Source organism: Rhizobium terrae (assembly GCF_003425685.1).
Lineage (GTDB): Bacteria > Pseudomonadota > Alphaproteobacteria > Rhizobiales > Rhizobiaceae > Neorhizobium > Neorhizobium terrae.
In genome coordinates this window covers 103,706-129,861 of the sequence record NZ_QJKM01000016.1, presented here as the reverse complement: position 1 = coordinate 129,861, position 26,156 = coordinate 103,706, and the positions used below count along the sequence as shown (strand labels likewise).

At 63.1% G+C, this 26,156-nt stretch carries 25 protein-coding genes; 12 read left to right on the top strand and 13 right to left on the bottom strand.

All coding sequences use genetic code 11. From position 1 onward, the window contains the following. Positions 1-207: 207 nt before the first annotated feature. Entirely contained in the window at positions 208-561 is a 354-nt protein-coding gene (locus DMO26_RS26310) for a hypothetical protein (protein WP_117195295.1), read from the top strand. Positions 562-936: 375 nt separating this feature from the next. On the opposite strand, the gene DMO26_RS26305 is transcribed toward DMO26_RS26310, so the two are convergent. The 5 genes from DMO26_RS26305 to DMO26_RS26285 all read right to left on the bottom strand — a co-directional run bounded on the left by DMO26_RS26305 (position 937) and on the right by DMO26_RS26285 (position 7,036). Next, positions 937-3,153: an FAD-dependent oxidoreductase gene (locus DMO26_RS26305; protein ID WP_117195294.1), complete on the bottom strand. Its 2,217-nt coding sequence runs from the start codon at positions 3,151-3,153 to the stop codon at positions 937-939. Positions 3,154-3,324: 171 nt separating this feature from the next. Further along, positions 3,325-4,533 carry an acetyl-CoA C-acetyltransferase gene (locus tag DMO26_RS26300; RefSeq protein ID WP_117195293.1) on the bottom strand — a complete coding sequence of 403 codons (1,209 nt, stop codon included), beginning with the start codon at positions 4,531-4,533 and terminating at the stop codon, positions 3,325-3,327. A gap of 62 nt (positions 4,534-4,595) precedes the next feature. Beyond that, complete coding sequence (locus tag DMO26_RS26295; RefSeq protein ID WP_117195292.1) at positions 4,596-4,925, bottom strand: type II toxin-antitoxin system PemK/MazF family toxin; 330 nt, start codon at positions 4,923-4,925, stop codon at positions 4,596-4,598. After that, on the bottom strand, positions 4,925-5,185 hold the full coding sequence (locus DMO26_RS26290) for an AbrB/MazE/SpoVT family DNA-binding domain-containing protein (RefSeq protein ID WP_117195291.1): 261 nt from the start codon (positions 5,183-5,185) through the stop codon (positions 4,925-4,927). The genes DMO26_RS26295 and DMO26_RS26290 overlap by 1 nt, the downstream gene beginning before the upstream one ends. 57 nt (positions 5,186-5,242) lie before the next feature. After that, positions 5,243-7,036, bottom strand: a complete 1,794-nt coding sequence (locus DMO26_RS26285) for an acyl-CoA dehydrogenase C-terminal domain-containing protein (protein ID WP_117195290.1) — start codon at positions 7,034-7,036, stop codon at positions 5,243-5,245. A 483-nt stretch (positions 7,037-7,519) separates the two neighbouring features. On the opposite strand from DMO26_RS26285, the gene DMO26_RS26280 reads away from it, so the two are divergent. The 3 genes from DMO26_RS26280 (at position 7,520) to DMO26_RS26270 (ending at position 13,498) form a co-directional block, all read left to right on the top strand. Continuing rightward, positions 7,520-11,491: a peptidoglycan-binding protein gene (locus tag DMO26_RS26280; RefSeq protein WP_117195289.1), complete on the top strand. Its 3,972-nt coding sequence runs from the start codon at positions 7,520-7,522 to the stop codon at positions 11,489-11,491. 268 nt (positions 11,492-11,759) lie between these two features. Next, positions 11,760-12,686 carry a sulfite exporter TauE/SafE family protein gene (locus DMO26_RS26275; RefSeq protein WP_117195302.1) on the top strand — a complete coding sequence of 309 codons (927 nt, stop codon included), beginning with the start codon at positions 11,760-11,762 and terminating at the stop codon, positions 12,684-12,686. After that, positions 12,686-13,498 (top strand): TIGR02186 family protein, encoded by an 813-nt coding sequence (locus DMO26_RS26270; protein ID WP_117195288.1) that lies wholly within the window; start codon positions 12,686-12,688, stop codon positions 13,496-13,498. The genes DMO26_RS26275 and DMO26_RS26270 overlap by 1 nt, the downstream gene beginning before the upstream one ends. On the opposite strand, the gene DMO26_RS26265 is transcribed toward DMO26_RS26270, so the two are convergent. Further along, a complete protein-coding gene (locus tag DMO26_RS26265; protein ID WP_117195287.1) occupies positions 13,499-14,014 on the bottom strand; it encodes a winged helix-turn-helix transcriptional regulator in 516 nt (171 codons plus the stop codon). A gap of 94 nt (positions 14,015-14,108) precedes the next feature. Here DMO26_RS26265 and DMO26_RS26260 point away from each other — a divergent pair, with 94 nt between their 5' ends. From DMO26_RS26260 to DMO26_RS33870, 3 genes are all read left to right on the top strand, one after another. Further along, entirely contained in the window at positions 14,109-14,669 is a 561-nt protein-coding gene (locus tag DMO26_RS26260) for a dihydrofolate reductase family protein (protein WP_117195286.1), read from the top strand. 78 nt (positions 14,670-14,747) lie between these two features. Then, the gene (locus tag DMO26_RS26255) at positions 14,748-15,185 is read left to right on the top strand and encodes a universal stress protein (protein ID WP_117195285.1); all 438 of its coding nucleotides are present in this window, start codon (positions 14,748-14,750) and stop codon (positions 15,183-15,185) included. A 136-nt stretch (positions 15,186-15,321) separates the two neighbouring features. After that, positions 15,322-15,498 (top strand): MmcQ/YjbR family DNA-binding protein, encoded by a 177-nt coding sequence (locus tag DMO26_RS33870; RefSeq protein ID WP_162895065.1) that lies wholly within the window; start codon positions 15,322-15,324, stop codon positions 15,496-15,498. A 4-nt stretch (positions 15,499-15,502) separates the two neighbouring features. Here the strand turns inward: DMO26_RS33870 and pdeM are convergent, their stop codons facing one another. Together pdeM and DMO26_RS26245 are read right to left on the bottom strand one after the other, a co-directional pair. Then, the gene (gene pdeM, locus DMO26_RS26250; protein ID WP_404947088.1) at positions 15,503-16,195 is read right to left on the bottom strand and encodes a ligase-associated DNA damage response endonuclease PdeM; all 693 of its coding nucleotides are present in this window, start codon (positions 16,193-16,195) and stop codon (positions 15,503-15,505) included. 187 nt (positions 16,196-16,382) lie between these two features. Next, entirely contained in the window at positions 16,383-18,968 is a 2,586-nt protein-coding gene (locus tag DMO26_RS26245; protein ID WP_117195283.1) for a ligase-associated DNA damage response DEXH box helicase, read from the bottom strand. A 32-nt stretch (positions 18,969-19,000) separates the two neighbouring features. On the opposite strand from DMO26_RS26245, the gene DMO26_RS26240 reads away from it, so the two are divergent. Both DMO26_RS26240 and DMO26_RS26235 read left to right on the top strand, forming a co-directional pair. Further along, entirely contained in the window at positions 19,001-19,501 is a 501-nt protein-coding gene (locus tag DMO26_RS26240; RefSeq protein WP_117195282.1) for an RrF2 family transcriptional regulator, read from the top strand. 28 nt (positions 19,502-19,529) lie between these two features. Continuing rightward, a complete protein-coding gene (locus DMO26_RS26235; protein ID WP_117195281.1) occupies positions 19,530-19,994 on the top strand; it encodes a carboxymuconolactone decarboxylase family protein in 465 nt (154 codons plus the stop codon). A 52-nt stretch (positions 19,995-20,046) separates the two neighbouring features. Here the strand turns inward: DMO26_RS26235 and DMO26_RS26230 are convergent, their stop codons facing one another. From DMO26_RS26230 to DMO26_RS26220, 3 genes are all read right to left on the bottom strand, one after another. Next, positions 20,047-20,688, bottom strand: a complete 642-nt coding sequence (locus tag DMO26_RS26230; protein ID WP_117195280.1) for a YitT family protein — start codon at positions 20,686-20,688, stop codon at positions 20,047-20,049. Beyond that, entirely contained in the window at positions 20,688-21,248 is a 561-nt protein-coding gene (locus tag DMO26_RS26225; RefSeq protein ID WP_226951428.1) for a YitT family protein, read from the bottom strand. Before DMO26_RS26225 ends, DMO26_RS26230 begins: the two co-directional genes overlap by 1 nt. 193 nt (positions 21,249-21,441) lie before the next feature. Further along, positions 21,442-22,386: a class I SAM-dependent DNA methyltransferase gene (locus DMO26_RS26220; RefSeq protein WP_117195278.1), complete on the bottom strand. Its 945-nt coding sequence runs from the start codon at positions 22,384-22,386 to the stop codon at positions 21,442-21,444. 138 nt (positions 22,387-22,524) lie between these two features. Between DMO26_RS26220 and DMO26_RS26215 the strand changes: the two genes are divergently transcribed. Genes DMO26_RS26215 through DMO26_RS26205 form a run of 3 tightly spaced genes read left to right on the top strand, consistent with a single transcriptional unit; the run spans position 22,525 to position 24,646 of the window. Beyond that, on the top strand, positions 22,525-22,791 hold the full coding sequence (locus DMO26_RS26215) for a DUF6460 domain-containing protein (protein WP_117195277.1): 267 nt from the start codon (positions 22,525-22,527) through the stop codon (positions 22,789-22,791). 1 nt (position 22,792) lies between these two features. Further along, positions 22,793-23,275 (top strand): CAP domain-containing protein, encoded by a 483-nt coding sequence (locus DMO26_RS26210; protein WP_117195276.1) that lies wholly within the window; start codon positions 22,793-22,795, stop codon positions 23,273-23,275. 18 nt (positions 23,276-23,293) lie between these two features. Continuing rightward, positions 23,294-24,646 (top strand): MATE family efflux transporter, encoded by a 1,353-nt coding sequence (locus tag DMO26_RS26205; RefSeq protein ID WP_117195275.1) that lies wholly within the window; start codon positions 23,294-23,296, stop codon positions 24,644-24,646. On the opposite strand, the gene DMO26_RS26200 is transcribed toward DMO26_RS26205, so the two are convergent. Further along, positions 24,622-25,713: a quinone-dependent dihydroorotate dehydrogenase gene (locus tag DMO26_RS26200; RefSeq protein ID WP_117195274.1), complete on the bottom strand. Its 1,092-nt coding sequence runs from the start codon at positions 25,711-25,713 to the stop codon at positions 24,622-24,624. The genes DMO26_RS26205 and DMO26_RS26200 overlap by 25 nt on opposite strands. Beyond that, on the bottom strand, positions 25,710-26,060 hold the full coding sequence (locus tag DMO26_RS26195; protein ID WP_117195273.1) for a DUF952 domain-containing protein: 351 nt from the start codon (positions 26,058-26,060) through the stop codon (positions 25,710-25,712). The genes DMO26_RS26200 and DMO26_RS26195 overlap by 4 nt, the downstream gene beginning before the upstream one ends. Positions 26,061-26,156 lie beyond the last annotated feature (96 nt).

Below are 26,156 nucleotides of genomic sequence, written 5' to 3'. Positions count from 1 at the left end.
CGAGGTCGCCGGCGACGGTCACGCCGAATTGCTCGACGACGGCGCAATCGAGATCACTTTCGCCTATCACAACGGCGACGAGGCCGTCCTCAAGGCTAAACGAGAGACTTCTTCAACAGCCTGCTAGATCAGCGTAGCGCAATCGCGTTTGCAGTTCTCAGCAAAGTTTTTCCAGATATTGAGATTCTCGTATTCAAGGATAGAGACATGGCATCAGGAAAGATAGTCAGTGAGCACGATAGGCGAATTTATTTGAAAAACAACGCGCTGAATCACAGAGTGATGAAGCGGCTCGAACTAGAGAATTACCTCTACGATAAGGAAGTCCTGCAAGCTTATTGCGCCGCCAATAATCTTACTTTTGAGGAAACTTCATACGACGCGTTCGTAACCGATATCGTTAATCAGAACCTGAAAGACTCTACCGGTCGCATCAAGTCCATCTGCGGCATAAAAACCAATATTAATGCCGAGATATTTAAATTATCGCTAGCCGATTACTTCACTGAAAAGATGGCTGCGTTCCTTGAGCTACGAGATTGTATTTTCGAGCGAAAGTAGGGCGGCAGGCTTGCTCAGAGGCGCTTATAACAAAAAAGAATTGTTGTAGCGCATTTGAAAAGAAAAGGCGACTTACGCCGGCTCAGACTGCTGACAAACCTCTTTGAGGTCTGCGCGCAGCTTGTTTGATTCCGATCCGTTCCGGTTTTGATTCAGAGACGTTCCATGAATCTAATGGGAAGGCTCAAGCTCAGTAGGGTTTGTCAGCAGTCTGAGGCCGGAGCGAACTCCGGCCTCAGACTGCTGACAAAGTCCTTTTTGTCGCTGCTGACCCTACTTTGATTCCGATCCGTTCTCTTTTCGATTCAGAGACGTTCCGTGAATCTTGGTCCTTTAGAAGGTGGGTCGGGGGTTTGTCATCAAGCTGGAGGCGGCTCACGCCGCATCCCTCACCTTCCCATACGGATCGAACCTTCCATAAAACGTCTCGCCCTTCGCCGCCATGTCCTTCAAGAGCTCCGTCGGCTTGAAGTGCGGGCCGTAGCTCGCGGCCAGCTTTTCGCAGAGCGCGACGAAAGTCTTCACGCCCATGCCGTCGATGTAGGAGAGCGTGCCGCCGGTATAGGGGGCGAAGCCGAAGCCGAGGATGGAGCCGACATCGGCTTCGCGCGGGTCGGTGACGATGCTTTCCTCCATCGTGCGGGCGGCTTCCAGCGCGATCGTGACCAGCAGGCGCTGCTTCAGGACGTTGACGTCTACCTCCTCGGCCTTTTTCTGCGGGTAGAGCGTCTTCAGCTCCGGCCAGAGATATTTCTTGGCGGGCTTGGCCGGGTATTCGTAGAAACCCTTGCCGTTCTTGCGGCCGCGGCGGTCGAAGACGTCGACCATCTGGTCGATGAGCGCCATATGCTCCGGCTTGACGGCGTTGGGGCCGAGATCGGCGATCGAGGCCTTCATGATCTTCTGGGAAAGATCGACGGCGACCTCGTCGTTCAAGGACAACGGGCCGACCGGCATCCCCGCCATCTTGGCGGCGTTCTCGATCATTGCCGGCGGAACGCCTTCGATCAGCATGTCATAGGCCTCGTTGATATACCGGAAGACGCAGCGGTTGACATAGAAGCCCCGGGTATCGTTGACGACGATCGGGGTCTTCCTGATCGCCGCGACGTAATCGAGCGCTGCGGCGATCGCCTTGTCGCCCGATTTTTCGCCGAGGATGACCTCGGTCAGCATCATCTTTTCCACCGGCGAGAAGAAATGCACGCCGATGAACTGGTCGGGGCGCTTCGAATTTTCGGCCAGGCCGGTGATCGGCAGGGTCGAGGTATTGGAGGCGAAGACGGTGGTTTCCGGGATCACCGCTTCCACCTGCTCGATGACAGCCTTCTTCACCGCGCGATCTTCGAAGACGGCTTCGACGACGAGGGTGGCATCGGACAGGGCCGAATAATCCGGCGTGGGAGTGATGAGCGCGAGGAGCTTTTCGCCCTCCTCCTTGGTCATGCGGCCCTTACCGACCTGCTCGGCCACCAGCTTTTCGGAATGGGCCTTGCCCTTGTCGGCGGCTTCCTGGTCGCGGTCGATGAGCGTGACCGGGATGCCGGCGGCGGCCGTCACATAGGCGATCGAGGCGCCCATGAAGCCGGCGCCGACGACGCCGACCTTTTTGAACTCCGTCTTCGGCACGCCGGCCGGGCGGCGGGCGCCCTTGCCGAGTTCCTGCATGGAGACGAAGAGCGAGCGGATCATCGAGAAGGCTTCGGTGGTCTGCAGGATTTCGGTGAAATACCGCTGCTCGACCTTCAAGGCCGTATCGAAGGGAAGCTGCAGGCCTTCATAGACGCATTTGAGGATGGCGAGGGCGCCCGGATAATTGCCGGCGCTCTCGCGGCGCAGGATCGCAGGAGCGGCGGGGAAGAGCTGGGCCGCGGCGGGCGTCCAGATGCCACCGCCGGGGACCTTGAAGCCCTTTTCATCCCAGGGGGCGACGGGTTTTAAGCCGTCCTTGATCATCTGTTTTGCGGCGTTGATGAGCTCGCCGGGTTCGACAACCTGGTGCACGAGGTTCATGGCCTTGGCGCGCTGGGCCGTCAGCGACGAGCCTGTCGTCATCATCTGCAGGGCGTCCTGGGCGTTCGCCAGCCGCGGCACGCGCTGGGTGCCGCCGGCGCCCGGGAAGATGCCGACCTTGACTTCCGGAAGGGCGATCTTGACCGACTTGGAATTGGCCGCGACGCGGCCGTGGCAAGCGAGCGACAGTTCGAAGGCGCCGCCCATGCAGGTGCCGTTGATCGCCGAAACCCAGGGCTTGCCGTTCAACTCGATCTTGCGCCACAGCCAGGACATGCGGCCGGCGGCATCGAAGAGCTTTTGCGCGGCGGTGGCCGGGTCCTTCGCCTGCTCTTCGGCGAGCATCGAGAACATCGACTTGATCATGGTGAGATCGGCGCCGCCGGAGAAGGACGACTTGCCCGACGTGAAGACGACGCCCTTGACGGCGCTATCGGCAACGGTCGCATCGACGATCGCATCAATCTCGTCCATCACCTCCATGGTGAAGACGTTCATCGACTTTTCCGGCATGTCCCAGGTGACGAGAGCAATGCCGTCCGCATCGGTTTCGACGGTGAAGTTCTTATAGGTGCTCATGGTGGGATTCCTCTTCCCTTGAAATCTTGTGCCGTACCACCCCCTCACCCGGCCTCCGCTTTGCTCGGCCACCCTCTCCCCGAGGGGGAGAGGAGATCGGCGGCGTTTGCGGCAACTCCCCTTCTCCCCTCAGGGAGAAGGTGCCGGCAGGCGGATGAGGGGGCTAACCCCTCAGACGCGTTCGATGATCGTCGCCGTGCCCATGCCGGCGCCGATGCAGAGTGTGACGAGTGCGGTGTTGAGGTCGCGGCGTTCGAGTTCGTCCAGCACGGTGCCCAAGATCATCGCGCCGGTGGCCCCGAGAGGGTGGCCCATGGCGATGGCGCCGCCGTTGACGTTGATCCGGTCGTGCGGGATGTCGAAGGCCTGCATATAACGGAGAACCACGGCGGCGAAGGCTTCGTTGAGTTCGAAGAGGTCGATATCCGAAATCTTCATGCCCGAGCGCGCCAGCAGCTTTTCGGTGACATCGACCGGGCCGGTCAGCATCAGGGCCGGGTCGGAGCCGATATTGGCAAACGCCCTGATACGGGCGCGGGGCTTGAGGTTCATCGACTCGCCGCCGGCCCTGGAGCCGAGGAGGACGGCGGCGGCGCCATCGACGATGCCCGAGGAATTGCCGGCGTGGTGGACGTAGTTGATGCGCTCGATTTCCGGATGGGCCTGGATGCCGACCGCTTCGAAACCGCCCATCTCGCCCGGCATCTGGAAGGACGGATTGAGCGAGGCGAGCGACTGCATGTCGGTGGTCGGGCGCATGTGCTCGTCGCGGTCGAGAATGGTGAGGCCGTTCTGGTCCTTGACGGGAATGACTGAGTTCTTGAAGTAGCCGGCATCCCAGGCGGCGCCGGCGCGCTTCTGGCTCTCGACGGCATAGGCGTCAACGTCGTCGCGGGAAAAACCGTATTTGGTGGCGATCAGGTCGGCCGAGACGCCCTGCGGCATGAAATAGGCGGGGAAATTGACCGACGGGTCCATGTACCAGGCGCCGCCGGACATGCCCATGCCGACACGCGACATACTCTCCACGCCGCCGGCGATGACGATGTCGTCCGCCCCTTGCGCGATCTTGCCGGCCGCGAAGTTGACGGCGTCGAGGCCCGAGGCGCAGAAGCGGGAGATCTGCATGCCCGGCGCCCTCATGGAATAACCGGCCTCGAAGGCGGCGGCCTTGGGGATGACGGCGCCGGCATCCATGACCGGATCGACACAGCCCATGATGATGTCATCGACGGTCGCCGTGTCGAGGCCGTTCCTGTCGCGGATCGCCTCCAGCGTTTTGGCGGCGAGGCGGACGGACGGCACTTCGTGCAGCGCCCCGTCCTTCTTGCCGCGACCGCGCGGGGTGCGGACGTGGTCGTAAATGAAGACTTCAGTCATGGTGTCATCTCCCTATTACCCTTTTTGGGCGGCGCGCAAGCGCCTTCGAATTTTGCCTTGGGCTATTCAAACAAAGCCGAAAGACGGCCCAACACTTCCGCGACCACAAAGTCTGGTGCCTTTTCTATGAAGCGGCCGTCACGAGCCTTCAGATCAATCGCCCTGACCTGATGGCACAGGATCACGCCCGTTGCCCTCGTCCCCGCGCCTGATAGCGAGACCGTGAAGCCTCTGGCCCTGGCGAACTCACCGCCGGATGTGATCGGAGCGATCAACTGAACGCCCAACTGATTGAAGCTGCGCTGCGAGACAATCATGACATACCGTGCCTTCGCCTGCTTCCTGCCACGGATCGGCTCCAGATCGGCAAACCAGATATCTCCTCGCTCCATCAGTCTATGATCTCATTGCCGACAGAAGGAGCGTTCATCCATTCCAGTTCTTCTTCGGACCAGGGCGCATCGAGATCGCATTGAGCGATAAGTTCTTCCAGCGTGTATCTCGGCCGTTTCTGCGGCGCGGCGACGATCCGTCCGCCTTCGGCCGAAACCTCCAGCTTGGTATTGGCAGAAAGGCCAAGCTCTTCCAGCACCGGCTTGGGGATCGCCATCATCACCGAGCCACCAACGTTGCGCAAAGTTGAGGTTGCCATTTCTGCCTCCAATCAAAAAAGTTATATCAACATATAACTTTTCTCCACATCGAGCAATCAAAACGCCTCGGCGGCCAGTTCCATCACGCTATCGGCGCCGGCTTCGATGCGGACCTTGCGCATCGCGGTTTCCGGCATGATCTTGTCCATGAAGAATTTCGCCGTCGTGAGCTTGTTCTTCAGGTAGTTTGCGCGAACATCACCCGCCGCGATGCCGGCCTGCGCTGCCTTTGCCATCTTCGCCCACATGTAACCGAGGGTCACGAGGCCGAAGAGATGCATGTAGTCGGTCGAGCCGGCGCCGGCGTTGTCGGGTTTGGCCATGGCGTTCTGCATGAACCACATGGTGGAGGCCTGCAGGTCGTTCAAGCCCTTCTTCAGCGCCTTCGTGAACGGCGCCATCTGTTCGTCGGCCCGGTTTTCCTCGCAGAAATCCCCGATCTCCTTGAAGAAGGCCATGACGGCGCGACCGCCGTTCAGCGCCAGCTTGCGCCCGACGAGATCGAGCGCCTGAATGCCGTTGGCGCCTTCGTAGATCATGGTGATGCGCGCATCGCGCACATACTGGCTCATGCCGTGTTCCTCGATATAACCGTGGCCGCCGAAGACCTGCTGGGCCATGACGGCGTGGTCGAAGCCCTTGTCGGTCATGACGCCCTTGAGGATGGGGGTCGCAAGGCCGAGCAGATCGTCGGCATTCTGGCGCTCGGCGGCATCTTCCGAACGGTGGGCGATGTCGGATTTCAGGGCGGTCCAGAGCAGGAACGCGCGGCCGGCCTCGTTAAAGGCGCGGATGGTCATCAGCGTGCGGCGAACGTCCGGATGGACGATGATCGGGTCGGCCTTGCCGTTGAGGTTCTTCGGACCGGTCAGCGCGCGGCCCTGGATGCGCTCGCGGGCGTAAGCGACGGCGTTCTGATAGGCGGTTTCGGCAATCGCCAGACCCTGAAGGCCGACACCGAGGCGAGCCTCGTTCATCATCACGAACATGGCGGCGAGGCCCTTGTTCTCGGCGCCGATCAGGAAGCCGGTCGCCTCGTCATAGTTCATAACGCAGGTGGCGTTGCCGTGGATGCCCATCTTCTCCTCGATCGCGCCGCAGGTGACGCCGTTGCGGCGGCCGAGCGAACCATCGGCATTGACCATGAACTTCGGCACGATGAACAGCGAAATACCCTTGGTGCCTTCCGGCGCGCCCTCGATGCGGGCGAGAACCAGATGCACGATGTTGTCGGTCATCGAGTGTTCGCCGGCGGAGATGAAGATCTTCTGGCCGGAAATCTTGTAGCTGCCGTCGGCCTGCGGCACGGCGCGAGTGCGCAGCAGGCCGAGGTCGGTGCCGCAATGGGGTTCGGTGAGGTTCATGGTGCCGGACCAGGTGCCGGCGACCATGTTCGGCAGGTAGGTCTGCTTCTGCTGGTCGGAGCCGTGGACAAGGATCGCGGCGATGGCGCCCTGGGTCAGGCCCGGATACATCATCAACGACATGTTGGCGGAGGAGAAATATTCGCCGACGGCGGCATGCAGCGTGTAGGGCAGGCCCTGGCCACCGAATTCGGCCGGCACGGCGAGACCGGTCCAGCCCGCCTGGCAGTACTGGTCATAGGCGTCCTTGAAGCCCTTCGGAACCGAGACGGTGCCATTGGCATGACGGGTGCAACCTTCCTGGTCTCCGGAAAGGTTGATCGGGAAAAGCACGTCCTCCGCGACCTTGGCGGCTTCCCCGACGATCGCTTCGAGCATATCCGGCGTGGCATCGGCAAAACCCGGCAGATTGCCGTAGCGCTCCAGCCCCAGAACATCGTTCAAGATGAAAAGCGTGTCGTTTACCGGAGCCTTGTACACTGGCATGGTCGAGCTTCCTCCATATCCTCGTGCGGACCTTCGGCAGGCCCGCATCTCTTTCTAGCATGAATAATTGACGTTTGCGTAAACGTCAAATGCGCATGCGCAAATTTTTGGCGCGGACCCATCGCGGCTGCGGCCGGATCGCTTCCGCCAATGCCGGACCCCAAACGCGATCGGAAGGCCGTCGAAGGCAGCGCGAAAGGGCGGAAGACGGGACCGAAAGGGACGGCTTCCCCACCCGCAAGCGTCCTGCCAGATCGAAAAGGTTAAAATTTTAATTCCCGTTAACGAGTTGTTTACCACGTTTCAGGAAATAGTGGGACCTCAGGCGGCGCAATGCATTCATTACGAAAGATGCCATGCCCGCCAGAACTGGCAAGTCTTGCGTAAGGCACCTCCATCTATGGATGATTTCGCGGGGGAACTGCCTCTCCCGGGTCACACCTGACGAGAGCCTGCAGGACCAACGTCGAAACGAGCGAGCACATGAACGGATCACGATCGGCCCCTACCCGTCACGGCGACCGCTCTTCGCTGGATGCCTTGAACCGCACCATCGAAGGGCTGGAGGCGCGTATCGAGGGGCTGATGTCGGGAACGGCACGGGACGGCCGGCTGCCGCGCGGGGGCGAATCTCCCGATCAGCGCCTCGATCCACGCCCTGCCCCGCGCCAGGAACGCCGTCCCGCCGAGCAACGCCCGACAGCCGGTGCCTCGCAGCGAACGTCCGCATTCTCCAACGACCCGCTTTCGGAAATCCGCGAGCGCCAGCGCATGCTGGAGAGCGGCCGTGACCGCAACGCCCGCGGAGAACGCCAGCGCGCGCCCGAACCGCGCCGCGAAGAGCCACGCCATGCCGAATCGCGCCGCACCGACGTGCGCCCGCCGGAAGCCCATCGCCCGCCGGAGCGATACACGCCTGCACGCGCGGAAGCGCCCCGCTATGCCGAACCGCGGCCCGCCACTCCGGCGCCCCGTTACGAGCCTCCGCGGCGCGAAGAACCCCGTCGCCCGGCTGCCTCGCCGCGCATGCCGGCCGCGGCTCCGCAGACCGACAGTGGCATGCGGGACATCGCCCAGGCGCTCGTCAGCCTGCGCCAGGAACTGAAGCAGGACATTTCCGAGGGCGTCGCCCGCGAAATGAACGCCCTGCGCTCGGAAATCCGCTCCATCAGGTCCGTCGCCGAAGACCAGCGTTTCAACGACGATCTGCGCGGCGACCTCGCCCGGCTCGCCGATGGAATCAGCCAGCTCGGTTATCAGGCGACGCCCGAGGCTGCCGGCCTGCGCGCGGAATTCGAGGAGCTGCGGGCCGTTATGGACGGCCTGGCCCGCGAGGATTCCGTCCGCCGCATGGAAAGCCGCTGGCAGGGCCTCGAAGACCGCATGCACGACGTCGATCCGGCCGCGATGCGCGACGAACTCGTATCGCTCGCCTACCGTATCGACGATATCAAGAACCAGCTCGGCGAAATGAGCGACAACCCGGTCATCCGGGCGCTCGAACAGAAGCTGATCACGGTCGCCAGCGCGATGGAACAGCTCGGCTCGCGCATGCAGCCCAGTAACGATGTGCTCATCGCGGAACAGTTCGCGACACTCGACCAGCGGCTCGACGAAATCAGCCGGGCGATCGCCGCCGGCAGCCGCGCCTCGGCGGCCGCTTCGATCGACCAGTCCTTCCTGCAGCGGCTGGAAGGCCGGATCGGCGCGCTCGCCGACCAGATCGACATGATCAGCCATTCGGCGCAGCATCGGCTCGACCCGACCGAAGCCCTTTCCTCCCGCATCGAGGCACTCACCGGCCGTATCGAGGAACTGGCCGACGAACAGGCGGCGATGCGCCTTGAAGAACGGCTGGAACAGCTTTCGGTGATGCTGGAACAGGCCCAGCGACCCCAGCATCAGGCCGATCTTTCCGACTATCTCGCCGACATCTCGCGCAAGATCGACGGGCTGGAACAGGGCGCAGTCAACGACGCGCTCGCCGAACGGCTGGATTATCTCGCCCGCCGGATCGAGGAAATGGACTTTTCGCCGCGTGTTCAGCCGGCGATCGACCAGCAGGCTTTCGACCGCATCGAGGACCGCCTGGGCGACATCGCCGCGCGCCTGGACGAGGCCAGCGCCGCGCCGCGCGGCGACGAGGGGGCGCTGCGCAACCTCGAAGACCAGATCGCCCATCTTTCCGTGCTGATCAGCCAGCCGCAATCCGGCGGCGGCGCGCTTCCCGCCGATTTCGACAACCGCATGACGGCGATCGAAAACTACATGGCGACCAGCGACGAATATATCATCGAGGCGGCAAGGCAGGCGGCCGAGGCGGTCGTCGAGGCCTATTCCCGCAACATGGCAGGCGGTGCGCCGGCGGCCACCACCGATCTGGCCGCCCTTTCGGCGCTCGCGGACGACTTGCGCCACCTCGAAGACCTGACGCGGGGCTCCGAGGAGCGGACGCACCAGACCTTCGAGGCGTTGCACGGCACCCTCGTGCAGATCGCCGACCGGCTGGACGGCATGGAGGAAAGATTTGCGGTGGCGGCCCAGGCCGAACCGCAGCGCCTCCGTGCGGAGCCGGAATGGCAGGAGCCCCGCCGCGCCGCGCCGGCCATGCCGGCGGCCGCCCAGCTCGCCGTCGCCTCTCCCGAAGAGGTGATGCAGGACGAACTGGCAAAGGCGAGGTGGGACGACGCGGCCGTTACGACGTTCGGCACACGGGAAAAGCCGGCGCAGATCGAGGCCGATATGCCGGAGATGCGCCACGCCGACGTGGCAGACGCTCATGTTCCGGCCAAGGCGCAGGCTGCCGCCAAGCCCAGCCTTCTCACCGAACTTTCCCGCCGCTTCCTTCCCGGCGGCAAGGGAGAAGCCGCCAGGACCGGCCGTGCGGTCGTCGACCCGACGCCGTCGATCGACCCTTCCGACGTCCTGCCGGCCGATCATGAGAACGACCTGATCGAGCCCGGTTCCGGTGCGCCGGACGTGAAGAAGATCCTCGAAAGGGTTCGCGCCAGCCAGGCTGCCGGCGAATTCGACAACGACCGTGCCTCCGGAACCGCAAGGGCCGACTACATTGCAGCCGCCCGCCGCGCCGCCAAGGCCGCGGCACAGGAAGCCGATCCTTCGCAAGGCGCGGCTCCGGCCAAGGACCTGCGCAAGGCCGCCAAGCCCGCGCCCGGCAAGGGCCTCTCCGCCAAGCTTTCCCAGTATCGCAGGCCGATCCTGATGGCGGTCGGCGCCGTGCTTCTGGCGCTGATGGCCATGCCACTCGCCAAGACGCTGACGAGCGGCGCAAAGGCGCCGCCGCCCGCACCGGCGGCAAGGATCGAGGCGCCCGCCCAGCCGACGGCCGCGGCGAAGATGGGCGGAACGCAGCAGCTTTCGACGATCGAAAACCAGGCCGCGACGGATGGGGTGAACGGCGACATCGCCTCTCCTTCCACCAAGCCGGCATCCGAGCCGCGGCAGGTGGCCAATACCAGCCACCTGACCGATCCGCGCCCGGCGGCGGGCCAGCCTTCTACGATGGAACCCGCCGGCACGCCGGCCAAGCCGCAGGACAATTTTGTCGCAGCCCCGAAGGCCGCGGCCCCGGCGCCGATCGCCATTCCGGCCGGGATCGAACCGAAATCGCTCGCCGATGCGGCGGCCGCCGGCGATCCGAACGCGCTGTTTGAAATCGGCGCCCGCTTCACGGAGGGCCGCGGCGTCAAGAGCGATCTTTCGGAAGCCGCCAACTGGTACAAGCTTGCCGCCGACCGCGGCCTTGCGCCGGCGCAATACCGGCTCGCGAACCTTTTCGAAAAGGGCACCGGGGTTCAGCGCGACCTCAGCAAGGCGATGACCTATTACAAGCAGGCGGCCAATGCCGGCAATGCGAGCGCCATGCACAATCTCGCCGTGCTCTATGCCTCCGGCGCCGCCGGCCAGCCGGACTATGCCTCAGCCGTCACCTGGTTCGGCAAGGCCGCCGATCTCGGCGTCGCCGACAGCCAGTTCAACCTCGCCATTCTCTATGCCCGCGGCAACGGCGTGAAGCAGGATCTCGAAGAATCCTATAAATGGTTCGCGGTCGCGGCCAAGGACGGCGACAAGGACGCCGCCCAGAAACGCGACGAAGTGGCGAACGCGATGCGCAAGGAACAACTGGAAGGCGCCCGCGCCAAGGTGGACCTCTGGAAGGTGCAGCCGCTCGACCCGAAAGCCAATTCCGTCAACCTTCCCGACGAATGGGCTTCCGGCAAGCCGCTGACGACGGCTTCCGTCGACATGGAGAAGGCGATCCGCAACGTCCAGGCGATCCTCAACAAGGCCGGCTTCGACGCCGGCCAGCCGGACGGCAAGATGGGCGCCAAGACGGTCACTGCCATCAAGGCCTTCCAGACCTCCGTCGGCCAGGAGCCGACGGGCAAGATCAACGACGCACTCGTCAAGGAACTGCTGGCCCGCAACAAGTAATTCGGCGGCAGTTCTTAACTCGACTTACCCGACCGGGTATGGAGTGAAGCGCTATATTAATCACGCCGTCACAAAAACGGTAAAATTGGCACATTATCTGGCGCTTGCGAATTGACTCGGCACAGGCCCGAACGCATGACGGATGGAAATCCTTCATGCCCGGTTCATGCGGCATGTGGGAGTGATTTCCCCTTGAGATGAAGCGGGCGGACCCTGGTGATCCGCGGACGTCCGCGACATGCCCTTTTGCCTCCGTCAGGACCCAGCCGTGACTGTCTACCTGCCCATTGCAGAGCTGTCGGTAAACATCTTCATCATTCTCGGCATGGGTGCGGCCGTGGGCTTTCTTTCGGGCATGTTCGGGGTGGGCGGCGGCTTCCTCATCACGCCACTCCTGATCTTCTACAACATTCCGCCGGTGGTGGCGGTGGCGACCGGCGCCAACCAGGTCGTCGCCTCGTCGATCTCGGGCGCCATCACCCATTTCAGGCGCGGCACGCTGGACATGAAGCTCGGCACGGTGCTTCTGGTCGGCGGCCTTGCCGGCGCCACCGTGGGCGTGTGGATCTTCTCCTGGCTCAGACGGCTCGGCCAGCTCGACCTCTTCATCTCCATCCTCTACGTCGTGCTGCTCGGCACGATCGGCGCGCTGATGCTGCAGGAAAGCGTGAGAGCCATGCGGCGGGCAAAGAAGAACGAGCCGCTGCCGCTGAAACGCCCCGGCCAGCACAACTGGGTGCACCGGCTGCCGCTGAAGATGCGGTTCAAGAAATCGAAGATCTACCTCTCGGCCATTCCCGTCGTGGGGCTCGGCTTCGGCATCGGCATCCTCACCTCGATCATGGGCGTGGGCGGCGGCTTCATCATGGTGCCGGCGATGATCTATCTCCTGCGCATCCCCACCAACGTGGTGGTCGGGACCTCGCTCTTCCAGATCATCTTCGTGACCGCCTACACGACCATGGTGCAGGCGGCGACCAACTATTCGGTCGATATCGTACTTGCGACGATCCTGATGGTGGCGGGCGTGATCGGGGCGCAATACGGCGTGCGCGCCGGGCAGAAGCTGCGCGGCGAACAGCTGCGCGCGCTGCTCGCGCTGCTCGTGCTCGCGGTCGGCATCCGCCTGGCGATCGGGCTGATCGTCACGCCGGACGATATCTATTCGGTCGCGGTCGGGGGGATGGGCTACTGATGCGCCGGTTCCTCCTCACCCTTCTCCTGCTTGCCGCCCTCGCCTCGCCGGGGTTTGTCTCGACAGCCGGCGCGCAGGTGCCGTTCGGCGAGGCTTCGACGGTGAAGGAGGGGCTGGAGATCGGCGCATCGACCAGCGAAATCGCCATCACCTCGGATTTCCGCGGCGCCGACCTGACGATTTTCGGAGCGCTCACCAATGCCGACGAGCTGTTCCTGGCGATCGGCCAGTACGACGTGGTGGTGACGCTGGAGGGGCCGAAGGACTATGCGACGGTACGCCGCAAGGAACGGGTCTTCGGCATCTGGATGAACACCGATTCGATGACCTTCGAACAGGTGCCGGAAAGCTATTCGCTGGCCAGCACCCGCCTGATCGACAGCATCGACGAGGCGCCGAGCCTCAACAATATCGGCGTCGGCATCGACCACCTGCCGCTCAACCCGGTGGGCTACATCCCGAATTCCGGCTCGATCGGCGAATTCCGCAACGCCTACCGGCGGCTGAAGCTCTCGAACGGGCTTTACCAGCGGGACACGAGCGGCGTGCGCTTCGTATCGTCCAGCCTCTTCCGCGCCTCGCTGAAGCTGCCGGCCAACATTCCGGACGGGATGCACATGGTGCGCGCCTATCTGTTCAAGAGCGGCCAGCTGATCAACCAGAAGGAAATGCCGCTCAGGGTGGTCAAAACCGGCATCGAGCAGGCGATCACCGATGCGGCGCACGAGCAGCCGATCCAATACGGGATGTTGTGCGTCCTCATCGCGGTGATCACCGGCTGGGGCGCCAGCCTGATCTTCCGCCGCGATTGATCATTCCGCCGCGCTCGCAGCGGCCTTGCGGGCGACCACGTCCAGATAGGCGGCGCGCAGCCGGTCGAACACGGAAGGCTTGTCCAGGTCGCGCGGCGCGTGGAGATGCAGCACCCGAAGCTCCTGCATGAAATCCTCCCAGAGCGGGCGTCCGCCCTCTTTCAGCAGCCGGGCGCGGATTGACAATTCCTCCGAGACCGGCAGGAAGCGATTGCCCCAGGCGCCCATCTCCGCGAAGATCGGGATCAGGCTGATCGACATCTCGGTCAGGCTGTAGATCGCCTTCTGCTTGTGGCTCGGGTCGTCCTCGCGGGTGAGCAGGCCCCGCTCCACCAGCCGCTTCAGGCGGTCGGCCAGGATGTTCGAGGCGATCCCTTCTTCCGAATTCTGCAGCAGTTCGCGGAAGTGGCGGCGGTTGCCGAACATGATGTCGCGGATGACGATCAGGCTCCAGCGGTCGCCCAGCACTTCCAGCGTCAGATTGATCGGGCAACCCGACCGATGCGTTTCTTCCATTTTTATCTCCAATACCGCTTGCATTCTACAATCAGTTTGGTTAGCTTTCAACTGCTTGCTAATCGCAACTGGTTTTAAAGAGATGGAGAATATCATGAGAAAACTGGTGGTGTGGAATCTGATGACGCTGGACGGCTATTTCGAGGGCGAACAGCCCTGGGATCTTGCCTTCCACAATACCGCCTGGGGGCCGGAGCTTCGGGCGCTTTCGGAACGGTTCGGCCGGGAAGGCGACCTGCTGGTCTTCGGCCGCAAGACCTACGAAGGCATGGCGGCCTATTGGCCGACCGCCGAAAACGAGGGCACGGTCAAGGACTACATGAACAGCATTCCGAAGCTTGCGGTTTCCCGCACCGTGAAGGATGCCGCCTGGAACAATACACGGGTCGTCAGCGATCCGGTCGCCGAGCTGAAGAGACTGAAGGCCGAGGACGGCAAGACGATCTTCATCTTCGGCAGCGCCGAACTGGTGGCATCGATGATCGCGGCAGGCCTCGTCGACGAATACCGCATCTGCATCGCACCGGTGCTGCTCGGATCCGGCAATCCGCTCTTCAAGAAGGCTTCCGAGCAGACGCAGCTCAAGCTGACAGGCTCGACCGCGGCCGCAAATGGCGCGGTGATCCTGACTTACGAGGTGGTGAAGGCCGCATGAGGCGCCTCACACTTGACACATATCAAGGTCCAGGGTGTCGCGGATGCGGATAGTGTCTCTCACAGACAGGAGGCATTCATGTACAAACACATTCTTATCCCTACCGATGGATCGCCGATTTCCACCAAGGCGCTCGAGAAGGCGCTCGATTTCGCGCGGGAGATCGGCGCGGAAGTGACGGTCCTGGCGGTCATGGAGCCGCTGCAGGTGCTGACGCTGAACCCGAGCGGCCTGGAAGTCGCCTATGCGGAATACGACCGCCAGAACAATGCGGCCGCCGACGGCATCCTCGCCGACGCCAAGGAAGCGGCCAAACAGCGAATGGTCGCCTGCGAGGGCGTGAAGCTCGGCAACAGCGATGCGGCACGGACGATCGTCGAGACCGCCGAGCAGTACAATTGCGATCTCATCGCGATGGCTTCGCATGGCCGCTCCGGGTTCAAGGCCTTCATGCTCGGCAGCGTCACCATGAAGGTGCTGGCGCATTCCAAGTTGCCGGTGCTGGTTTATCGGTGACCTCTTGATTTCCAGCGGATGTTCCGCTCTCCATCGGTTATGGGCAAAGAACTGATGGAGACCCGCAACATCGGCTGGTCGCTGTGGGACCCGATCGGACTTAACGGTCCGGACGGGCCGCCGGAAAATGCCGACGATGAATACGACGAATATCTGTTGCGGGCGCTCGGTATGCTGCGAAGCGGCAGACCGCAAGGGGAAGTGGTTCGCCTTCCTGATGGATGTCGAAAACCGCCATATGATGCTCGGCGCCCTGCCCGGTGCAGAGGAACGCGCGCTGAGAACCGTTCAGGCTCTCCGGGAACTGGCGTGAGCCTTCAACCGATCAGGCTGCCATATCTCACCGAATAGATGCGATCACGGCCGAGAAGGTGTGCGACCAACCGTTCGTGGTCGAAGAGGCCGCGCATGGCCGAATGGCGGAGATCAAGCCCTCCCGCGAGCACACCGAAGGCCGGCATCAGCAGGCGGTTGCCGTCGCTTGCGAAACACGGTCGGCGGACGGATTTTTCGCGACGACGGACGGTAGCGGCGGGGTGAAGATGGCCGGCGATTTCACCTTTTCCGGAGATGAGGCTCGGCTCGTGGCGGAAGACGAGGCCGCCATAAAAGAGCTCGTCCGTGCAGGCGCCAGGGAGATCCACGGTGCCGTCTGGATCGTGGTTGCCATTGATCCAGATCCAGTCGCGGCCGCAGGCCATGGCGGAGATCAGCGCGCGCAGGTCTGCCGGCAAATGTTCCGACCCTTTGCGGTCATGGAAATTATCGCCGAGCGAAACGACGACCTTAGGATCGTAGCGGGTGATGACGGCCGACAGGATGTTGAGCGTGGCGATCGTGTCATAGGGCGGCAGCATCATGCCGCGACGGGCGAAGGCGGCGCCTTTTTCCAGATGCAGGTCGGAGACGACGAGGAGGCCGGTTTCCGGCAGATAGAGGCTGCCCATAGGATCGCAGACGGCGACAACGCCGTGGACGAGGATTTCTTCGGCTCCCGTGGCGGCCCCCATCAGCGTTGTCGAGCGGGCGGCAAGCCCGATGCGGTGCATCATTTTTCCAATGCCCTAACGTCGTCATCCCTGTGCTTGTCACAGGGATCCAGTCACACGCGAAGCCTTTCGCGTGAAAAGAGTCTCTGCGCCGCAGACGCGGCGCTGCTGGATTCCTGTGACAAGCACAGGAACGACGGAGGATGGATCACCCCATCGCCTCCGCGATCAATTCCTCGGCCGCTTCCGCCAGCACCGCGTCGTGCGCTTCGCCCGGAACCGGCTCCTTGCCGATCTCCAGCATGATCGGAACGGCGAGCGGCGAAACGCGGTCGAGATCGCGGTGGGTGATATGCCCTTTGATTCGCTTCAGCATATCTCCTAACCGGCCGATATCCAAAAGCCCCGATGCCGCATCCCGCCGCGTCGCCTCCAGAAGCACGTGATCCGGCTCATGAGTGCGCAGCACGTCATAGATGAGATCGGTCGAGACGGTAACCTGCCGACCGGTCTTTTCCTTGCCCGGATGGCGGCGCTCGATCAGGCCGGAAATCACGGCGCAATTGCGGAAGGTGCGCTTCAGCATGTAACTTTCGTCCAGCCACGCCTCCAGATCGTCGCCCAGCATGTCCTCGTCGAAGAGGTCTGAGAGATTGAGGCGGCCGGAGCCGATCATCGCGCCCATGTCGGACAGGCCCCAGACCGCGAGCGAATAATCCGTCGCGACGAAGCCGAGCGGGTGAGCGCCGAGGCGGTCGAGACGGCGGGTCAAAAGCATGCCGAGCGTCTGGTGCGCCAGCCGGCCTTCGAAACAGTAGGCGATCATGAAGAAACGCTTTCCGCGGGGGAAAGTCTCGATCAGAAGCTCATTCCTGGCCGGCAGCATGGAGCGTTCGCGTTGGATGTTCAGCCAGTCGCGCACCTGATCCGGCAGGACGCTCCAATGGTCGGGATCGGCGAGCATGGAGCGCACCTGGTCGGCCAGATAGGTGGTGAGCGGAAACTTGCCGCCGGCATAGGCGGGGATTTTCGGATCGAGCGAGAAGGCGTTGGAGACGAGGCACTCGTTTTCGCGGATGCCTTCGAAGCGCAGCACCTTGCCGGCGAAGAGGAACGTGTCGCCCTGCACGAGCTGTTCGAGGAAATATTCCTCGACCTTGCCGAGCGACATGCCTCCCCGGCCGATCGTGCCTTTGGCATTGCGCTTGACGAGGCGGACGTTGAGTTCGGTCGCCTCGACGATGGTACCGAGGTTCAGGCGGTATTGCTGTGCGACCTGCGGATTGGAGACGCGCCAACGGCCGTCCTTCATCCTGCGGATCTTGGCGTAACGCTCATAGGAACGCAGCGCATAACCGCCGGTCGCGACGAAATCGACGATGCGTTCGAACATTTCCCAGGAAAGGTTGGCATAGGGGAAGGCCGAGGTGATCTCGTCGTAAAGCTCGACGGGATCGAAAGGATCGGCGCAGGCCATGCCGAGCACGTGCTGGGCGAGGACGTCAAGCGCCCCCTCGCCGACCGGCGGCGTATCCTGGGCACCGAGGTAGTTGGCATCGAGGGCGGCCTGGCATTCCATGACTTCGAAGCGGTTGGCGGGAACGAGGATCGCCTTGGAGGGTTCGTCCATGCGGTGGTTGGAGCGGCCGATGCGCTGGGCAAGCCGCGAGGCGCCTTTCGGGGCGCCGACATGCACTACGAGGTCGACGTCGCCCCAGTCTATGCCCATATCGAGGGTCGAGGTGGCGACGACGGCGCGCAACCGGTTGGCGGCCATGGCAGCCTCCACCTTGCGCCGCTGGCCGGCATCGAGCGAACCGTGGTGCAGGGCGATCGGCAGGTTATCGTCATTGATCGTCCAGAGTGTCTGAAAGAGCAATTCCGCCTGGAAGCGGGTGTTGACGAAGATCAGCGTCGTCCTGTGGCGTTTGATCTCCTCGTAGACCTCCGGCATCGCATAGGTGGAGACGTGCCCGGACCAGGGGATGCGGTCCTCGGTCTTCATGATGGTGATGTTGGGTGCGGCGCCGCCGGTGACATGGACGAGGCCCGCGGGCGAAGCGGGATGTTCACCCTGGGGAACGAGCCACCGCTGCAGGTCCATCGGATCGGCGACCGTGGCGGAGAGGCCGATCGTCTGCACCTGGGGGGCATACCTGCGGATGCGGGCCAGACCGAGCGAGAGAAGGTGGCCGCGTTTCGAGGTGACCAGCGAGTGCAATTCGTCGAGGACCACGTATTTCAGGTCCCTGAAGAAGCGTTCGGCCTCCTTGTTGGCGAGAAGGAGAGCGACCTGCTCGGGCGTCGTCAGCAGGATATCGGGCGGGCTGAGCTTCTGGCGCTGGCGCTTGGCCTGTGGTGTATCGCCTGTGCGGTTCTCGATGGTGACGGCAAGGCCCATTTCGGTGACGGGCTTCATCAGGTTGCGCTCGATATCCACCGTCAGCGCCTTGAGCGGCGAGATATAGAGCGTGTGGATGCCGACAAAGGCGGAGCCCGCCGGGATCTTGCCGCGGCGGGTGAGATCGGTGAGCGAGGGCAGGAAACCGGCAAGCGTCTTGCCGGCGCCGGTCGGCGCGATCAGCAGCATGTTCTCACCCGCGGTGGCGCGGGAAAGCAATTCGAGCTGATGGGCACGCGGCTGCCAGCCCTTTTCGACGAACCATTTCAGGAACGGCCGGGGCAGAAGCGCGGCATCACGGCCGGAGGATTGGGTTTCGACGATATCCACTGGCCTCAAAGATAAGCGGAAACCCGCGAAAAAGAAGGGTGCTTGACGGCGTGGCAAAATCATGGATATATTTTATCCATAATATGGAGACGGCAATGAAACTCGGCGACGGCGTAGAACAGGCGATCCACTGCGTGGCAGCGCTTTCCGGTCTTTCGGAAGGCGGGGTCCTGTCAGCCGCAGCGCTCGCGGAATTCCACGGGGTTTCGACGAGCTATCTGCTGAAGCATCTGCAGGCGCTTTCCGGCGCCAGGCTACTGGAGACGGTTCCCGGGCCGAAGGGCGGCTACCGGCTGGCGAAGACGCCGGAGGAGATCACTTTGCTCGACATCGTGTTGGCCGTGGAAGGGCCGCAGCCGGCTTTCCGCTGCGCCGAAATCCGCCAGCGCGGGCCGAACCCGCTGCCGGGCCGCTATTTCACCAAACCCTGCCAGATCAATGCCGCGATGCTGAGGGCGGAAAAAGCCTATCGCGCCGAACTCGCCAGGGTGACGATCGCCGACATCCTGGCGGATCTCCACGCATCCGACGACGGCGGGATCGCCGCCCGCGGCTGCGCTTTCCTCGAACTTCATGAGCGCAAGACGGCCCGCTGAAAGCGGCCAAACCAGAAGGAGACACCCCATGCATCATCCCCGTATGAACTTCGCCAAGGCCTCGCAGGATGCCTACAAGGCCGTTCTCGATCTTGAGAACTATGTCCAGAAATCCGGCCTCGAGCGGCGCTTCATCCACCTGATCAAACTTCGCGCCTCGATCATCAACGGCTGCGCCTATTGCGTCGACATGCATTCCAAGGAAAGCCGTCATGACGGGCTGTCCGAACAGTGGATCAATCTGATGAGCGTCTGGTGGGAATCGCCGGTCTATGACGACAGGGAACGCGCCCTGCTGACCTGGGTCGATGCCGTGACCCGCATTGCCGACACGGGCATTCCCGACAGCGCCTACGAGGCCCTGAAGGCGCATTTCACCGAAGAGGAAATGACCAAGATCACGGTGGCGATCGGCGCAATCAACATCTGGAACCGGCTCGCCGTCGGCTTCCGCGCACAGCATCCGATCGACAAGCCGGCACAGGCGGCCTGATCTTCTGCCGGCGCAATTCCGGAAAACCACTGCACACTTTTCCCGGACCCGCTTATCGCACGATGTAGCGGTCGGTGCGGTGGTTGATCGCGAGCGTCAGGTTCAAGGTCACCGCCGCAAGGATCGAGCAGATGATGACAAGGGGGCTGGCGACGAAGAAGGCGAGCGCCAGCACCACGCCGTCGAGCCCGAGCTGGACGAAGCCCGCGCGCCAGCCGAACCTTTCCTGAAGATAGAGCGCCAGGATGCCGAAGCCGCCAAGCGACGCCCGGTGGCGGAAGAGGATCAGCATGCCGCAGCCGATCAGCAGGCCGCCGAAAAGGGCGGCCATGACGGGCTGGATGTGTTCGATGGCGATCAGCTGCGGCAGGAGGCCGGTGAGCGCCGAGGTGGTGGTGACCGCCGCGAAGGTCTTCACCGTGAAGACGAACCCGAGCCGCCTGTAGGCCAGCCAGTAGAACGGCAGGTTCAGGAGGAAGAAGGCGGTACCGAAGCTGAGGTTCGCGGAGTAGCGCAGCAGGAAGCCGAGGCCGGCGGTTCCGCCGATCAGCAGATGCGCGGCGGAAAGCAGCGTCACCCCGAGAGCCGCCAGCATGCTGCCGGCGACAATTCCCTGGATATCCTCGAGGATGGAATGACGCCCGGAGCTCGATGTCCAGAACCCGACGGGCGATTTTTCATCCACATCGGCCATCAGCGCACCACGATATAACGGTCGGAGCGGTGGTTGACCGCGAGCAGCAGATTGAGCACCACGGCGCTGAGGAGCGACCACAGCACCGTTTCGGGGCTGACGACGAAGAAGGCGGCCAGCATGACGCAGAGATCGAAGGCGAGCTGCACCAGGCCTGCCGGGATCCTGAACCGGTCCTGCAGGTAAATGGCGAGGATGCCGATGCCGCCGAGCGAAGCCCGGTGACGGTAAAGGCCGAGCAGGCCGTAGCCGATCAGGATGCCGCCGAGCAGGGCCGCCCAGAGCGGATGCAGGTATTCGATCAGCAGGAAACGCTGCTCGATCTCGGTGATGAACGACACCATGACGATCGCCGCGAAGGTCTTCAGCGAAAAGGCGAGACCGAGGCGCTTGAACGACAGATAATAGAACGGCAGGTTGACGACGAAGAACAGGAGGCCGAAGGGAATGCCGAACCTGTAGTGCAGCAGGAAGGCGACACCCGCCGTACCGCTGGTGAGCAACCCGACCTGGTTCAGCAGGTAAAGGCCGAGGGCGGCCGTCATCGCGCCGATGATCATGCCCTGCACATCCTCCACCGGCGTGTGCTGCGACGGATCGGCGCTGTAGAAGCCGAGATTGCGCCTCTGGACCTGCTTTTCTTCAGCCAATTGCTGCCCCTGTCTTGAGGATATATTGCACTGCAATATAACCGCCATCAAGTGCATTCAAGCGATGATGAGCCGGCAAACAAAAAAGCAAGAAACGGCGATGTCAGAGGGGTTTTCGCGACAGAAACAGAATGCCCTGGATAGGCTTTCCGGCATCCATGCGAATGACCGTCTTCTCGACCTGCAGAAGTTCCAGGCCGTGGCGGACGAGCAGGGTACGGACGAAGAGTTCGGAATGGGCGTAGCGCAGGGAACCCCGAAGCACGAATCCCTCCCCTTCACCGGCATCCTCGACCGAAAACGCGAAGAGGCCGGCCGGCGCGAGAAGCTCCAGAACCAGCGGGAAGACGGTTTCCAGCGAGCCGAGATACATCAACACGTCGGCGGCGGAAACGAGATCGGCGCGATGTTTTGGGAAGCCTTCCGAAAACAGGCCTGAAGCCTCTGGTGCAAGACTCAGATCGGACTGGCCGAGATGATCGTAAAGGTTCTTGGCCTCGGCCCGGGCGAGCATATTGGCGGAGAGGTCGAAACCTTCGAGACGTTCGGTACGAGCTCGGATTTCCGCACCGAACAGGCCGGTGCCGCACCCAAGATCGACGGTGTTCCTGAACGGCGCATGGGAGGCGACCAGAGCCGCAAGCTTGCCGGGCACGGAATATTCGAGCTTTTCGATAAGCGCCGTGTCGAAGCGGTCGGCATAGTCGTCGAACAGTCCCTCGACGTAACGGCTCGGCGGCCGGTCGGGCATCTCCTCCGCGCCGAGGAATGCGAGCTTCAGGCGGGCGCCAAAGACGTCGTCGGGCGCAAGGGCGAGCGCCTGGCGGTACGCCCCGGCGGCGGTCCCAAGCCTCGCCTTCTCCCGGTACTCGCCGAGCCGGAACCAGCCGGCGGCCCAGCCGGGCGTGATTTCCAGCGCCTGCTCGATCAGTTCGGCGGCAGCGACGAAATCGGCGCCCTCCGCCAGCATGCGGGCATAATCGGCGCGGCGGTCGGCGATCACGTCGCCGGAGGAGAACTGACCGGTCTGGGCGGGCTTGGGCGGCATGGAAATGGTCCTTCGAAGATGCGGGTTCTTCGCCGAAGCCACAAAAAAACTCAAGTTCTATCCAAGGGAGCAGTGAATGGCTTGCGGCCTCGGTGGTGGCCGACTATTTCTCAATCGCAATTTCGGAGAAGGAAAAGAATGGCGGACGGGGTCAACAGGTTCCTTGGCGATACGCCGGGTCGCACGATCGTCAAGCTGATCGTCGTGTGCCTGATCGTCGGTTTCGTGCTGGCGATCTTCGGCTTCACGCCGGACAATATCGTCGATACGATCCGCTACTGGTTCCTCGATCTCTGGTACAACGGCTTCAAGGCGCTCGGCCGGATCGGCGATTATCTGGTGCTCGGCGCGATCATCGTCATTCCGATCTTCGTCGTCCTGCGTCTCCTGAGCTACCGCCGCTGACATGACCGCCACCTTTCTTCCCGCGCGGCGGCGTTTCCTCGTCCTGTCCGGTCTCGGTCTTCTGGCCGGCTGTTCCACGACCACCGTGCTGACGCCGACGCCCGGCGCCGAGGACGAGACGCAGGCGGCCCTTCCGATGGTCAACAGGCTCAGGCAATCGAAGGATCTGCCCGCGCTGGCACTCGACATGCCGGCCCGCAAGGCTGCGGCCATCCAGGCCATCCGCATGGCGAAGGCCGACCAGATGAAGCACCTGATCGGCCTCAGTGACGATTTCGGCGCGCGGATGAAGAAGAGCGACGTGGCACTGCCGGCGGCGGAGAATATCGCGAGTGGCCAGACTTCGGTCGATGCGGTCGTGCAAGCCTGGATCGATTCACCCAAACATCTGGAAAACATGCTCGGCAGCTATCGCGGCCTCGGTGTCGCCGTGGCACGGGCCCGAGACAACCGCCCGTACTGGGCGATGGTGCTTTCCGGCTGAACAAGGACAGACTGCACGATGGACGGGCGGGGGCAAGAGGGATACGCAGTCAGGCCATTCGATGTGACGCATCGGCTGGTGCTTGGCATCGCGATCCCGATGACCTTAGGCTTCCTGACGACGCCGCTTCTCGGCCTCACCGACACCGCGGTCGTCGGCCATCTCGGCCAACCGGAGGCCTTGGCGGGCCTGGCGATCGGCGCCATTCTTTTCGATCTCATCTATGGCAGCCTGAGCTTCCTGCGGACCTCGACGACCGGGCTCGTGGCACAGGCTTACGGCCGGGGCGACCAGCGCGAACAGCAAGCGATCTTCTGGCGAGCGCTCCTGAGTGCGCTTGGGCTCGGCATCGTCATGCTGGCGCTTTCGCCGCTCATTCTCGCCTTTGCCCCGGAACTGATGACGAGCGACCCCAAAGTCGCGGACGTGACGCGCCAATATTTCGGCATCCGGGTGCTGACCAGCCCGGCGACCTTTGCCAATTTCGCCATTCTCGGCTTCGTGCTCGGCCGCGGCCAGGGCGTGCTGGGGCTGGCGCTGCAGATCATCCTGAACGGCACGAACATCGCGCTCGCCATCCTGCTCGGTCTCGTGCTCGGCTACGGAGTCGCAGGCGTCGCCTGGGCCACGGCGATCGCGGAGGTCACGGCCGTCGTAATCGGGCTCACCATCATCAGCCGGCAGTTCTCCGCCGATCACAGACCGCGCCGCGTCGATATCCTTGACACGGCCAAGCTGAAGCAGCTCTTCCACATGAATGCGGACATCCTGATCCGCTCGCTGACGCTCAATGCCTCCTTCGCGCTGCTGACGCGCGTCGGATCGAGCTTCGGTGCGGTGACGCTGGCTGCCAACGCGGTGCTGATGAACATCTTCATGCTCTCCGCCTTCTTCCTCGACGGGCTGGCCGGCGCCGCCGAGCAGCTCGCCGGCCGGGCAGTCGGAGCGCAGTACCGGCCCTCCTTCGACCGGGCCCACAGACTGACCGGCCTCTGGTCGTTTGCCATGGCAGGCGCGGTCGGGCTCTTCTTCCTCGCCTTTGGGGAGCCGATCATCCATCTGCTGACCACATCCCATGAGGTACGGCAGGAGGCGGCCACCTATCTCGCCTGGGCAGCCATGACCGGCCTCACCGGAGCGCTCGCCTTCCAGATGGACGGCGTCTTCATCGGCGCCACGTGGTCACGCGAAATGCGCGACATGATGCTGGCATCATTCGTCGGCTATTGCGCAAGTCTCGCCGTGCTCGTGCCGCTGTTCGGCAATCACGGACTCTGGCTGTCGCTCAACCTTTTCCTGCTGATGCGCGGCTTCTTCCTGGCGGCCATGGTGCCGCGCAAGGCGCGTCAGAGTTTCGTATCGGCCCATTGATCCGTGCGGCTGCCGCGCAACTCGCGGATCGAGGAGACCTTTTCCCGGTCGAGAAGGCTCGAAAGGCCCTTGACGATCGCCGCGGGCAGGCCCGGGCCTTCATAGACCATGCAGGAATAAAGCTGGACCAGATCGGCCCCGGCGCAAATCTTTTCCAGAGCATCCCCGGCGCTCGAAACACCTCCCACGCCGATGATCGGCAGAGCCGGACCGATACGCCTGCGCATCTTGGCGAGGACCGCCGTCGAACGCCGGAAGAGCGGCGCGCCCGAAAGGCCCCCCGTCTCCTTCGCTTCAACCTTATTCCTCAAACCATCGCGGGCGAGCGTGGTGTTTGACACGATCAAACCGTCAAGCGGATGCGCGGTCGCTTCCGCGGCGATGTCATCCAGCCCCTCTTCCGTCAGGTCGGGAGCGATCTTCAGGAAGACCGGCACCGAGCGGCCGTAGCGGACGGCTTCCTCGTCGCGGGCGGCAAGCACCGCGTCGAGCAGCGCCTTCAGGCTGTCGCGGGCCTGAAGATCGCGAAGGCCAGGCGTGTTGGGCGACGAGATATTGGCCGTGAAGTAGGTGGCGAGGCCATAGAACTTGCGGATGCCGGCGACGTAATCGGCAATACGGTCGGCGGCGTCCTTGTTGGCGCCGATATTGACGCCCACAATACCGGAAGCGCTGCGCCTGGCGGTCAGGCGCGCGAGAGCCGCGTCATGGCCTTCATTGTTGAAGCCGAGCCGGTTGATAACGCCGCGATCCTCGACGAGGCGGAAGATGCGCGGCTTGTCGTTGCCGGCCTGCGGCCTGGGCGTGACAGTGCCGACTTCCGTAAAACCGAAACCGAGTTTCAGCATGGCATCCGGCACTTCGGCATTCTTGTCGTAACCGGCGGCAAGGCCGATCGGATTCGGAAAACGGATGCCGGCGACCGTCTGGGCAAGCCGCGGATCGGCGGCCAGCCGGCAGGCGGGTACAAGGCCTGTTTTCAGGGCCGCGATCGACAGACCGTGGGCGGTTTCCGGATCGAAGACGAAGAGGCTGCGGGAGGCGACGCCGGCGAGAGGACCAATCATGGCATTTTCTCCGGAAAGGCGTGCACGCCATCGGCGCCGATCAGGAGCGGCATTTCCCAGAGCACGGCCGCCAGCGAAAGCGGCCCATAAAGATGCGGAAAAAGATCGCCGCCGCGCGAGGGCTCGAATTTCAGGGCTTCCCCAAGCGCCGGCGCATTGACCGCGACGAGCATCAGGCCGGCGACGCCGGCGAAATAAAGCCGTGCCGTCTCGCGCGCCTGGGTGCCGGTCGAAAAATGAATATAGCCGTCCCGGAGATCGATCCCGGCGCCTTCGAAGACACCTTTTTCCTTTGCCTGGCGCCAGAGCGTTTCCGGCACGATCTTGTACACTATATCCGTCATCATCAACTCTCGGAGGCCTGTTATGCTCCGACCGTTTGCCGCAAAGCCCGGCGCTTGTCCACCGGAACCACAAGGAGGACTGCACAATGAAAATACCAG

What these genes read in the sequence shown, in the direction of transcription:
- DMO26_RS26310 (WP_117195295.1), top strand. Translation starts at nt 208, where the DNA reads ATGGCATCAGGAAAGATAGTCAGTGAGCACGATAGGCGAATTTATTTG.
- DMO26_RS26305 (WP_117195294.1), bottom strand. Translation starts at nt 3,153, where the DNA reads ATGAGCACCTATAAGAACTTCACCGTCGAAACCGATGCGGACGGCATT.
- DMO26_RS26300 (WP_117195293.1), bottom strand. Translation starts at nt 4,533, where the DNA reads ATGACTGAAGTCTTCATTTACGACCACGTCCGCACCCCGCGCGGTCGC.
- DMO26_RS26295 (WP_117195292.1), bottom strand. Translation starts at nt 4,925, where the DNA reads ATGGAGCGAGGAGATATCTGGTTTGCCGATCTGGAGCCGATCCGTGGC.
- DMO26_RS26290 (WP_117195291.1), bottom strand. Translation starts at nt 5,185, where the DNA reads ATGGCAACCTCAACTTTGCGCAACGTTGGTGGCTCGGTGATGATGGCG.
- DMO26_RS26285 (WP_117195290.1), bottom strand. Translation starts at nt 7,036, where the DNA reads ATGCCAGTGTACAAGGCTCCGGTAAACGACACGCTTTTCATCTTGAAC.
- DMO26_RS26280 (WP_117195289.1), top strand. Translation starts at nt 7,520, where the DNA reads ATGAACGGATCACGATCGGCCCCTACCCGTCACGGCGACCGCTCTTCG.
- DMO26_RS26270 (WP_117195288.1), top strand. Translation starts at nt 12,686, where the DNA reads ATGCGCCGGTTCCTCCTCACCCTTCTCCTGCTTGCCGCCCTCGCCTCG.
- DMO26_RS26265 (WP_117195287.1), bottom strand. Translation starts at nt 14,014, where the DNA reads ATGGAAGAAACGCATCGGTCGGGTTGCCCGATCAATCTGACGCTGGAA.
- DMO26_RS26260 (WP_117195286.1), top strand. Translation starts at nt 14,109, where the DNA reads ATGAGAAAACTGGTGGTGTGGAATCTGATGACGCTGGACGGCTATTTC.
- DMO26_RS26255 (WP_117195285.1), top strand. Translation starts at nt 14,748, where the DNA reads ATGTACAAACACATTCTTATCCCTACCGATGGATCGCCGATTTCCACC.
- DMO26_RS33870 (WP_162895065.1), top strand. Translation starts at nt 15,322, where the DNA reads ATGAATACGACGAATATCTGTTGCGGGCGCTCGGTATGCTGCGAAGCG.
- pdeM (WP_404947088.1), bottom strand. Translation starts at nt 16,195, where the DNA reads ATGGGGGCCGCCACGGGAGCCGAAGAAATCCTCGTCCACGGCGTTGTC.
- DMO26_RS26245 (WP_117195283.1), bottom strand. Translation starts at nt 18,968, where the DNA reads ATGATTTTGCCACGCCGTCAAGCACCCTTCTTTTTCGCGGGTTTCCGC.
- DMO26_RS26240 (WP_117195282.1), top strand. Translation starts at nt 19,001, where the DNA reads ATGAAACTCGGCGACGGCGTAGAACAGGCGATCCACTGCGTGGCAGCG.
- DMO26_RS26235 (WP_117195281.1), top strand. Translation starts at nt 19,530, where the DNA reads ATGCATCATCCCCGTATGAACTTCGCCAAGGCCTCGCAGGATGCCTAC.
- DMO26_RS26230 (WP_117195280.1), bottom strand. Translation starts at nt 20,688, where the DNA reads ATGGCCGATGTGGATGAAAAATCGCCCGTCGGGTTCTGGACATCGAGC.
- DMO26_RS26225 (WP_226951428.1), bottom strand. Translation starts at nt 21,248, where the DNA reads ATGATCATCGGCGCGATGACGGCCGCCCTCGGCCTTTACCTGCTGAAC.
- DMO26_RS26220 (WP_117195278.1), bottom strand. Translation starts at nt 22,386, where the DNA reads ATGCCGCCCAAGCCCGCCCAGACCGGTCAGTTCTCCTCCGGCGACGTG.
- DMO26_RS26215 (WP_117195277.1), top strand. Translation starts at nt 22,525, where the DNA reads ATGGCGGACGGGGTCAACAGGTTCCTTGGCGATACGCCGGGTCGCACG.
- DMO26_RS26210 (WP_117195276.1), top strand. Translation starts at nt 22,793, where the DNA reads ATGACCGCCACCTTTCTTCCCGCGCGGCGGCGTTTCCTCGTCCTGTCC.
- DMO26_RS26205 (WP_117195275.1), top strand. Translation starts at nt 23,294, where the DNA reads ATGGACGGGCGGGGGCAAGAGGGATACGCAGTCAGGCCATTCGATGTG.
- DMO26_RS26200 (WP_117195274.1), bottom strand. Translation starts at nt 25,713, where the DNA reads ATGATTGGTCCTCTCGCCGGCGTCGCCTCCCGCAGCCTCTTCGTCTTC.
- DMO26_RS26195 (WP_117195273.1), bottom strand. Translation starts at nt 26,060, where the DNA reads ATGATGACGGATATAGTGTACAAGATCGTGCCGGAAACGCTCTGGCGC.